Origin of the sequence: Virgibacillus byunsanensis (genome assembly GCF_042675965.1) — a bacterium.
GTDB lineage: Bacteria > Bacillota > Bacilli > Bacillales > Amphibacillaceae > Virgibacillus_R > Virgibacillus_R byunsanensis.
On record NZ_JBHTKJ010000025.1, the window covers coordinates 1 to 10,039 of the forward strand.

At 34.6% G+C, this 10,039-nt stretch carries 10 protein-coding genes and 1 pseudogene; 4 read left to right on the top strand and 7 right to left on the bottom strand.

What is annotated here, in order from left to right:
- Positions 1-68, bottom strand: a pseudogene (locus ACFQ3N_RS10275) (IS200/IS605 family transposase); the annotation flags it as partial.
- Positions 69-380: 312 nt separating this feature from the next.
- Here ACFQ3N_RS10275 and ACFQ3N_RS10280 point away from each other — a divergent pair.
- The gene (locus ACFQ3N_RS10280; protein ID WP_390362074.1) at positions 381-641 is read left to right on the top strand and encodes a hypothetical protein; all 261 of its coding nucleotides are present in this window, start codon (positions 381-383) and stop codon (positions 639-641) included.
- Positions 642-835: 194 nt separating this feature from the next.
- On the opposite strand, the gene ACFQ3N_RS10285 is transcribed toward ACFQ3N_RS10280, so the two are convergent.
- On the bottom strand, positions 836-1,300 hold the full coding sequence (locus ACFQ3N_RS10285) for a cupin domain-containing protein (protein ID WP_390362076.1): 465 nt from the start codon (positions 1,298-1,300) through the stop codon (positions 836-838).
- 1,308 nt (positions 1,301-2,608) lie between these two features.
- On the opposite strand from ACFQ3N_RS10285, the gene ACFQ3N_RS10290 reads away from it, so the two are divergent.
- Positions 2,609-2,815: a hypothetical protein gene (locus ACFQ3N_RS10290; RefSeq protein WP_390362078.1), complete on the top strand. Its 207-nt coding sequence runs from the start codon at positions 2,609-2,611 to the stop codon at positions 2,813-2,815.
- Positions 2,816-3,254: 439 nt separating this feature from the next.
- Positions 3,255-4,544, top strand: coding sequence for a hemolysin family protein (locus tag ACFQ3N_RS10295; protein ID WP_390362080.1), 1,290 nt, complete (start codon positions 3,255-3,257; stop codon positions 4,542-4,544).
- Between the two features lie 278 nt (positions 4,545-4,822).
- Here ACFQ3N_RS10295 and ACFQ3N_RS10300 read toward each other — a convergent pair whose 3' ends face one another.
- The 4 genes from ACFQ3N_RS10300 to ACFQ3N_RS10315 all read right to left on the bottom strand — a co-directional run bounded on the left by ACFQ3N_RS10300 (position 4,823) and on the right by ACFQ3N_RS10315 (position 8,478).
- The gene (locus tag ACFQ3N_RS10300) at positions 4,823-5,752 is read right to left on the bottom strand and encodes a Na/Pi symporter (protein WP_390362082.1); all 930 of its coding nucleotides are present in this window, start codon (positions 5,750-5,752) and stop codon (positions 4,823-4,825) included.
- A 97-nt stretch (positions 5,753-5,849) separates the two neighbouring features.
- A complete protein-coding gene (locus tag ACFQ3N_RS10305) occupies positions 5,850-6,788 on the bottom strand; it encodes a Na/Pi symporter (RefSeq protein ID WP_390362084.1) in 939 nt (312 codons plus the stop codon).
- A 311-nt stretch (positions 6,789-7,099) separates the two neighbouring features.
- Positions 7,100-7,306, bottom strand: coding sequence for a hypothetical protein (locus ACFQ3N_RS10310; protein ID WP_390362086.1), 207 nt, complete (start codon positions 7,304-7,306; stop codon positions 7,100-7,102).
- 695 nt (positions 7,307-8,001) lie between these two features.
- Positions 8,002-8,478: a hypothetical protein gene (locus tag ACFQ3N_RS10315; protein WP_390362087.1), complete on the bottom strand. Its 477-nt coding sequence runs from the start codon at positions 8,476-8,478 to the stop codon at positions 8,002-8,004.
- Between the two features lie 171 nt (positions 8,479-8,649).
- Between ACFQ3N_RS10315 and ACFQ3N_RS10320 the strand changes: the two genes are divergently transcribed.
- Positions 8,650-9,006: a nucleotide excision repair endonuclease gene (locus ACFQ3N_RS10320; protein WP_390362089.1), complete on the top strand. Its 357-nt coding sequence runs from the start codon at positions 8,650-8,652 to the stop codon at positions 9,004-9,006.
- Between the two features lie 72 nt (positions 9,007-9,078).
- Here ACFQ3N_RS10320 and ACFQ3N_RS10325 read toward each other — a convergent pair whose 3' ends face one another.
- Complete coding sequence (locus ACFQ3N_RS10325) at positions 9,079-9,936, bottom strand: cell division protein FtsZ (RefSeq protein WP_390362091.1); 858 nt, start codon at positions 9,934-9,936, stop codon at positions 9,079-9,081.
- Positions 9,937-10,039: the final 103 nt, after the last annotated feature.

Consider the following 10,039-nt stretch of genomic DNA (forward strand, 5'->3'; position numbering starts at 1 on the left):
TATTTCACGACTAACACAAGATGATAATACATCAAGAATACTGAATGATTATTACTGTCTAATTTCACTGTTATATCAATCCTTATACTTTATAATACTGATTATACCATGCTGGACAAAAAAAGCAAAAGAAAAAGCCTTTGGGCTGTCGCCCAACCGAAATTCATCTCCCCCTTACCGTTGGGCTACGCCCTTCACACACTTGAAGAGGGAGACTTCTTTTGGAAGTACGTTAAATAGACCATATTTATCTTTCGATTCTGCTATATTCCCATAAAATCAACTATTAAACGAATGCACATTTTATTATATACTCCACTGAACACTCATTCAAAGGTTGCTTGAATGGAATATAGTACGGATAAAGGGGGGACTTTAAATTGTCTAAATCTAAATCTAAGTCTAAATATAGTTCACTCTGTAAGTCATTAGAAAGTACGCCTGCTGGTACAGCTGTAGTAGAACTAATGATGAATGGAGAAGATGTATCTGGAGTTGAGGAATTTGTAAGATACGATAGAGATACAGGACTCGCTTATTTCACTAATAAATCTAATAGTACGTTTGTGGCGATCTGTGACAAAATTGACATGATTGAATTTATGGGCGAAGTAAATGAGACAACCGAAACAACCGAATGATATGATAAGGGATTAACAAATCTCCCATCTTTTTTCCTGAATCAGCAAGTGTGTCTGGCCCTAGGTGTTTAATATAGTAACACACCAGGGGCAGATCCTTTTTTAGGAGAGTAAAATGCGATAAAAAATCCTATGGTATCATAAATATATTTTTCTAGATTGCATATAAAGGTGTACCATTAGATTTTGTGTATTTATTCCTTGATTTGAGGACCAACTGATTTTACTCCTAGTGGTTGCATCACTTCTTTAAATGTACTGGTTACAACAGGTTTTGAATAGAATCCAATACATTTGACAGTCTCATTACCTGTGTTTTTGATGGAATGAGAAGCCATTTCAGGTATAATAACCATTTTTCCTTCGTTTAAGTCTGTTACTTCTTCACAAATTATTGCTTCTGCTGAGCCACTTAGTACCAAAACAATCTCTTCCGCACTATCTGTATGCTCCCCTAAAGCATTACCTGGTTCAATTTCAAAATAAACTACAGATAATGTCTTTGCTTCAACGCCTACCCAAAAAGGGAATTCCTTCATTAACGGAAGACATGCTTTCCACCTTTTTGTATAATCATTGTCATGCCAAGCCTCCAGCAATTCTAATTCATTTAAATTAAACACTAAATTATCTCCCTTATTTTTTATGAATTTACTCATTGGTCAGTAAATTTTCAGAAAATTTCAGTACCCTAAAGCATCATCATAAAACTAATAGGCAAGAATCATACGATCAAAAACGTGACATGAAAAATATATTTAATAGGTCTTGCGCCTTTTGATTCGTTATGAATATAAAGATTACCGTGAATAAACCAAATAGTGAGAAGCTATCCGATAGAAAAATACTCGGCTGAGGCGATAGTCAAGAGCCTCAAATACTAAGAGGAGAATGAAAAAGGAAGTTGGCCAGATGAGGGAATTTCGTTAACTGGGTGAGGAAGCCACATGTTCATTTATAGAAGTATTTCCCTCATTTAAAAACGTAAATCATGAAAACAACAGCGAGACAGCAATAACTTTCATCTAAAACTTTTTCACTAATTCACCTCCTCGTATCTACCTCCACGTGCGGCATTTCCAATTAGGTGGGTGAACGCCCTGAAACTCGAACTTAGTTGATAGGTAGCTTTAGGATTACTTTGGAATCAGGGATAGTACTGATACACGAAGTTCTTAATTAGGGATATCTCGAGGCATCTAAGAACAGTAACAATGATTCTAAGTTAAAACGAGCTGTATTCGCATTTGGCAATAATACCAACGATATTACGGCAGACTCTAATTGATTTAAAATTTAGAATATTATCAATTTGATATTACCAAATTTAGTAACGTTAATCAATATTAAATAAGGGAATTTCACTGATTCCTTAACGAATACATAACAGTTGATTCAGTTTAAAGGGATTAAACATTAAGAAAGGAGTTATTGCTGGTATCGTTTTGGACTTATCAGCATTTGGTATCCGTTTAGTTTTTTTCTTGAGGAAAGCCGAAACCATAAATACCCGATATAAATCCAGGCCAAGAATTCCCCCAAGTAATTCTTCTGCCAGTAGTTAATTGGCAAAACCCTCATAAGGAATATCATCGATATTGGCTATGTAATGCAAAAGGGAGCTAGCTACGCTCACATTCTCATGACTTGTCTAAAATAAATAGATTAAATGGAACCTACCTACAATTTTATTTTAACCATTCTATTATTCTTTAAAAGATAGGTCTTTTTTAGCAGATAAGAGGAGTATAAAATTTTCTTATCTACATAAGTGTAACTAAGGCTTCCACCATTAAGGCTTGGCGATAAGCCAAGTTTTCTAATATTTACTAGTTCTCCTATTATACTCCACTTTAAATTCTTCATTAAACAAGCGCATATTTTACTACAAACTCTAATAAATGCACATGCAAAAGCTACTGAAGTTTAATATAGTATAGTAACTAAAAGTAAAGGGGGATTTTAAAATGCCTAATCCTATATGTATACTTTTATTAGAGACCCCACCTAATACAGCTGTGAAAGAATTAATGATGAATGGAGAAGATGTATCAGGAGTTGAGAAATTTGTAAAATATGATAGTCGAAGAGGCCTTGCCTATTTCACCAACAGTTCGGGGAGTACATTTGTAGCACTCTGTAAAAAAATTGACATGATTGAGTTTATCGACTAGTAATGTGGGACAGGAAAAGCACCTTTACTATCTTTTTCCTGAATATAAAAGGAGGAAGGTAGTTTATTTTTGAGAAGTTCTTATAACGTTGTAGAAGACTAAATGAGGGATTAATTTGTTAGATTACCCTATTATTATCTACTATATATTTGACTGTACGATTATCCTTTCCTCTTGAACTCTAAAACTACCTTAACACTTAAGCAGTTCTTTGCTAATCTCATTAGGGAAGTAATTAAAAAATAATGGCCCATTAGAGTTAGAACTAATGAAGACCCTCTACCATATGAAATTCATTAAGAAATGCTGGTACCTACGATGGTAAATGAACAATTTCTGTTCAAGGGGGATAATTTGGATGGCTATAAGATGATAATGTACAAGTTAACAATTGCTTATCTGACAACTATTGGGTTTTAAATAGAAAATAAAGTTTTTAATGGAGGTGAGTTATGAAGTGGTATCCATTAATTTAATAATTCTGTTAGTTACACTAATTATTCTGTCTGCATTCTTCTCGTCATCTGAAACAGCTTACTCAAGTGTAAATCAAGTAAGGTTAAAAAAATTTGTTAACGAAGGAAGACGGGGAAGTAAAAAAGCTCTTCATCTTGTAGAAAGAGACAACTTTGACAAAACCCTTTCGACTATCTTAGTAGGAAATAACATTGTGAACATTGCTGCTGCAAGTATTTCTGCAAAATTATCCACTGAAATAATTGGTGGCAATTTTGGAGTAGTAGTAAGTACAGTAGTCATGACTATACTGATATTAATATTTGGAGAAATTCTTCCTAAATCATTAGCAAAGGAACATGCAGAATCTTATTCATTGGCTATATCCAATGTGTTATTTATATTAATTAAGTTGCTAACCCCTATAAACTTCTTTTTCCTCAAATTTAAAGTGCTTTTTACCTCAAGGTTCATTTCAAAGAAAAACAACTTACCTTCTATAACAGAAGATGAAATTAGAATAATCCTAGGCATAAGTGAGGAAGAGGGTGTTATTGATAATATAAAAAAGGAGTTAATCCATCGGTCTATGGACTTGGATGAGACCCTCGTACGAGAAATTCTAACCACGCGTATGGATATGATTGCTATTGATAGTAGTATGACCATTGAAGAAATAAAAAACGTTTTTTTTGAAGAGCGTTTTTCACGAATTCCTGTTTATGAAGACAATATTGATAATATTATCGGATTTTTAACGGAGAAGGAATTTCTAACGCACTTGTTAAAATATAAAGATGTAAATATCAAAGAGTTGCTAAGAAAACCATTATTTGTAGCAGAATCTATGAAGATTTCAACCCTTTTACCACAATTACAAAAAAATAATACGCCTTTAGCAATTGTTTTAAATGAATTTGGAGGAACTGTAGGTATTGTAACTCTGGAGGATATTTTAGAGGAGATTGTTGGTGAAATATTGGATGAAAATGAAGAGCAATTGAATTTAGTATCTCAAATAAATAAAAGCATCTATATTTTTGATGCTCAATACCACTTACGTGATTTCGCTGAGATGATGCATGTAACCTTACCGAAAAGTTCCTATTTTGCTTTAGGAGGATGGGTTATGGAACATCTTGAAGCAATTCCCTCAGAAGGAGATACATTTAGTTATCAAAACTTAAAGATAAGTGTCGAGGAAGTTGTCGGTCGACGCGTAAGAAAGATTAAAGTTGAAATCAAGGACAATCAAGAAGCACATAAAAAATAAGTGAGCTGGTTCTCAGGCTGTGGAGACACTCCATACAGCCTGTTTTGGGTGTACTAGGTAAGGGACAAGTTCATCAGCAGACAGTAGTTAATGACAAGAATAACTCGATACCAAGGGTCTATAAAGGTAGCCGTAACTCAAAATGTCGATATCAAATTTTAAATTTTGAAAAACTTAAAGTAACCACCGTGTACTTAAAACGTACGAGCGGTGGCATTAAAAGAATTTGATTAGCATGATTTTAGAGAGAATGTTACATATATAGGAGTAGCAAATTATTAAATCCATTTTTTAAAGTGGACTTTTCGAATAAGACTTCCGAATTGATTTAAAAAAGGAAGGACTAGTAGGGAAACAACAACATTAAAGATAACATTAATATGTGAAAGCTGTATATCCGGATGAACGGATAAGTTAGAGCCTATAAAGACAAGTAGATCAATAAGTGGATAAAATAGAGCGACTCCTAAGACATTCAGCCATGTGTAAGCAAAAGCAGTAAGTTGAGCTTTTTTACCAGAACCAATTGCAGCTATTAGCACAGTAATACATGCACCAATATTACCCCCAAGAATAAGGCCAGCTCCAGTAGACAGATCGATTCCCCCTGCTAATAAAATGTCCATTGTAATGCCGGAAAGTTCGCTAATGGATTGAACAATTGCGATAAAGACCGTACCAGTTAAAATAGCTAAGAGCCTATTATGATCTAAATTAAGAAACATATCATGTACATAATTCAGCTCGCTTATAGGGAGTGCGATCATTTCAAATCCCCACAAAGCCCCAAACACAAGTGATAAACCGATGAGTACGTATCCAATACTAATGGAATTCCTATTCTTTATAAAACATAGTATCGCCCCAATAAAGGCTAATAGAATGAAATAGGCTTGAAGATCTATGGTAATCATTTCTATGTTTATAGATGTGCCAATATTTGTTCCTAAAATAATGCCAATTGATTGGGGAAAGGTGAGTAGTCTTGCTGCAACAAATGCCACCGTGATAACCATAACGATAGAACCATTTTGAAAAAGTGCTGTAATAAAAATACCAACTAGTATGCCCTTCCAATAAGTATTAGTTAAGTTTATCAGCCGTTTTCGTAATGAATTAGTTGATAGGTTAAATAGCCCATATCTTAACAGATACATTCCATAGATAAATCCTCCTAAAAATAATAAAAATGAAAGTACAAAAATCATTGTATACCTCCTTTATTAGTGTTTTGCCATTTCACAGTGTGTTTTAAAAAACATCTCCTAAGCGAGGAGATGTTTTTTAAAAAAGATAAAAGGGAGGTCAAACCTGCACATTCTTACGGTCGTGAATCTTTGTGATTAAATTTGCTAATTTACCTGTGAATGGAAGTATAATTAATGAACAAGTAACATTAAAAATAACACTTATATGTGCAATCTGAACATCTGGCCGATCTGCTAACATGGTCCCTATATTAGCGATAACTCCTATTAATGGAATGAATGCGATGACTCCTAAGACATTTATCCATATGTGGGACCAAGCAGTAAGCTTTGCTTCTCTGCCAGCTCCAATTGAAGCAAGCCATGCATCAATACATGTGCCAACATTGGCCCCAAGGACAATTGCTACAGCAGTATCTAAATTTAAGGCTCCTGAGGCAATGAATCCCATCGTAATCCCTGTAGTGGCTGTGCTTGATTGAATAATTGCACAAATAATTACTCCGCCTAAAACAGCAAGCAACCGGCTGTCATCTAAAGTAAGAAACAATTGGTCGATATACGCCATTTCCGTCAATGGTGCTGCCAACGTCTTAAATCCCCACATAGCTCCGAATACAGCAGATAATCCGACTAATGCCATCCCAGTATTGCGGAATATGTTGCTTCTCTTTATAAGCATCAAAACTGCTCCAATAATTGCAATAGGTATAATCATAGATTCAATATCTAAGGTAATTATTTCGGTGGTGAAAGTAGTTCCAATATTTGCCCCCAAAATAATTCCAATTGCTTGAGAGAATTTGAGCATTTGCCCAGCAACTAAACCAATTACAATTATCGTTACAGCAGAACTGCTTTGTAAAATGGCGGTTACTACGGTACCTAATATAAGACCTTTCCAAGGAGCATCAGTTAATGTTGCGAGCCAGTGTTTTAATTTATCAGCTGATAGGTTGAAAAGTCCAGTCCTTACAAGATACATTCCAAATAGGAACAGTCCTAAAGTTAGAACAAAATATAATAGTTGGATCATTGTAACACCTCCCTTCTGAAGTAAGGAATGGCTGAATGGTAGTTGATTAAAAAAGTAGAGTATATTGATAGTGGGATGCTTCTGGAAAAGTTTTTTTTAATTGTCTAGGAAATTATAAAATTAGGAGCCTGTGGATAATTTATTTACTGCTTAAGCCGCGTCCAGCTCCAGCGCCCGTGCTGTTAGTGGGCTTCCTGATCCTCCTTACGATAAGTCAACATCGATTCGCTACCGCTCTTCGTGTTTCCTTTATCTCATGCGGATAAGTCCAGCCCATACGTCGCTAAACGGGCGCTTGCGCTTTTGTTCTTTTAGTCTTTTAAGCGTTCTGCAGATTCTTGTACAACAAATGAAGGCTTTGGTACTGGTCGAACTTTCACGACTTCCTTCTCTGAGTTCATATCAACATCTAAAGTTTTAAGCACATGGTTTATGTGGTGTTGCGTTAGCAATCTGAAGGCTACCAACCCTCCCAGGAACAATCCAAAGATAAGAGAATACAATAATAATTCGGTCATGATCTCACCCCCTTTATTATTTACTATATGGAGGTAAGAGGGGTATGCTTGGGCAAAAAAATAGAATAGAGATAAATGTGTTAAAAACTAGATTATTTACTAGATTATTGTCATAAGTTTATAAATTAAAGGAGGCTAAAAATCTGGTTCTTCTTGCTAATGGTAATTAAAAAAAGACGACCTACACCCAAATTTAAAATTTTGAATGTAAGTCGCCTTTTTATTAGTAAAGAAAGTTATATTTATCTACAGAATCTGCCACGTCCAGATCCAGCACCTATAGACATAAGCAGATCGCGTAGTGTGGAAAGGACATCCAAACTACGCGATCTGCTTATGCTTGTCGTATCTTTCAAGACATTTGCGCTTATGTTATTAGGGGTGGTTTAACTATCATTCCTAGTTTATAATCCGACAGGTGGGAAATCGTTGAGGTGGGTGGAATTTGCAGGTATGCCACTTATAGAAGATGAAAATAGTATATAACTAACAACAATTATAGCACTATTGTTTGTATTATAGCGATGCCTATTAGACCTGTTGTACTGACTGGAAGGCTATTAACAGGTAATTGGGAAAAAGGTTTATTTTTCATTGTCTAAAGAAGTAAAGGTAAAGAAGTTTATGTGAACCGTTCCATAAGTGAATGATAAACAAGGTTTAATTTCAAATTCAACATGTATTATCCACCTAATTTAATCTAATGGAATAGTAAATGTTACAGTTGCAATTTTAACAGAACCCATATCTGATATACCTACACTAAGGCCTTCGGTAGAATCCTTCATTGATTTGAAGTTGTAGTTTTCTTTGTCTTCTGTGATGATACTAAATCCGTTACTAGTTGAATACTCCATAAAATTTTTGTAATGAGTATCAAGATCCTCCGATAACGAGAAAGAAATAACATAATTTATATGTCCAGCCATCTCATTTGTTACGATTTCTAAGTCAGCTCCGTTTGGGAAAGGGAAATCTGATGGAATATCATCTGGTAATGTAGAGTCATCCTCATTCTGACTTACATTATCTTCCTCTTCTATTTCATCATTGGCACTAACATCAACATTACTTTCTTCCTCTGAGTCTCCATTTGTTTCTTCTTCATTCGATCCACATGCCACTAAGAGGAAAGCAAAGTATAATAAAAAAATGAGAATAAACTTTCTCATCGATTTAACCACCCTTTCTTTTTTACAAAATTAACATCAAGCGATAAATAAATAAATTATACTTAAGTATAATTTATTAATCTATAGGTGGTCTAGTCCACAAATCAAAATAGCAATGCATATCGATTTGTGATAGCATATACAGCAAATACAAAGAGGAAGTGAGCTTACATGATAAATATAACCATTCCAGAACCTGATGTCAGTATTATGAAACAGAATAGTCCTGAGCTGAGTAATATTTACGGTTTTACTGATTTTCACCTGATCACTAGAGATAAAGGTGGTATTTTTATGTTTTACAACGACGATCAGGAGCTGTTGTTTGTTGGCAAAGCAAGGAAGTTAAGACCAAGGATTAAAAAGCATTTTAATGATAATGTATCACCAATTAAATTGCATAGAGATGAAGTTAGCAAAATTGACGTTTGTATTGTCGATGAGCCTGCCCATAGAGAGATTTATGAAACATATATTATTAATGAACTAAAGGCGAAATACAATGTAGGCAAAGTATTTTATAAATAAAAACCGGTTACCAGGAGTAATAGTTGTAGTCAAGCGAGACTAAGCCTACTCGGTATTTTTATTGCGATAAACTTAGGGCAGGTTTTTAATCTGGACTCTACTCTTGGCTTTTTCCGTCAGGTGCTGCCATTTTCTTAAAAGACCGTTGTGTTTAGATAGTTTTTTAAAATTATCAGGGGCTTTTACCGGGTCGTTAATACCATTAACAACTAGGCTTATTTTAAAGTGTTGTCCAGGTTCATCCATGAAGTAGGAGCCAAGCTTAAATATATCTGCTTTAGAAAATAAGTCGTGGAGTCGTAAGTTGATTTGTCGGAACGCCTCCATATCAACATCGTGCGTATAACCTATGTTAATGATTAATTGTTTTCCGTCTGTAAAGTCTTCTGGTAAATATGGTGTCGAAATTAAATCTTTTAGTGGCTCATCAAAGGATTCCCTTTCTACAGTATGTACAAATAAAGGGCCCTTTTCTGCCTTAATGAATGTTTCTATGTCATGAAAATCAATATTTATGTCACCTGTCATTTCGATCATTTCCCTTAATCCTTCGATTGTAAGATCCTCAATGGTATTAAAGGTGTTGTGGGCATCATGAATGGTTGTACTAATGTCGATTGTTTCCAACAGTCTATCACTATTAAAATAGATGACTGCATCACAAAGCTCTTTCATTCGAAAATACTGGTTGGTTGCAGTTTGGAATCTCTTTTTACCTTCAAACCGGAATGGAAAACGAAAGACACCTATTAACAAAATATTCTTCTCTTTCAAAGCATACAACTGGTTAATGAGCTCTTCTGTCTCACTCGAATTACCACCAAGGAACCGGTAAAAGCATAAGTCATCTGGTTTGAGTTTTGAAACAACAGTATGATCTGTTTCCGACGTTTTACTATTGATTTGATAAATTCTAGCAAGTGTCTCCATTTTGTCTTCTCCCAACATTACTTTTTCACCATTATATCACTAGCGTTGCATAAAATTTTTCAACAGAAGTCAAACAAATTATTTTATGCCAAAATTATGAATA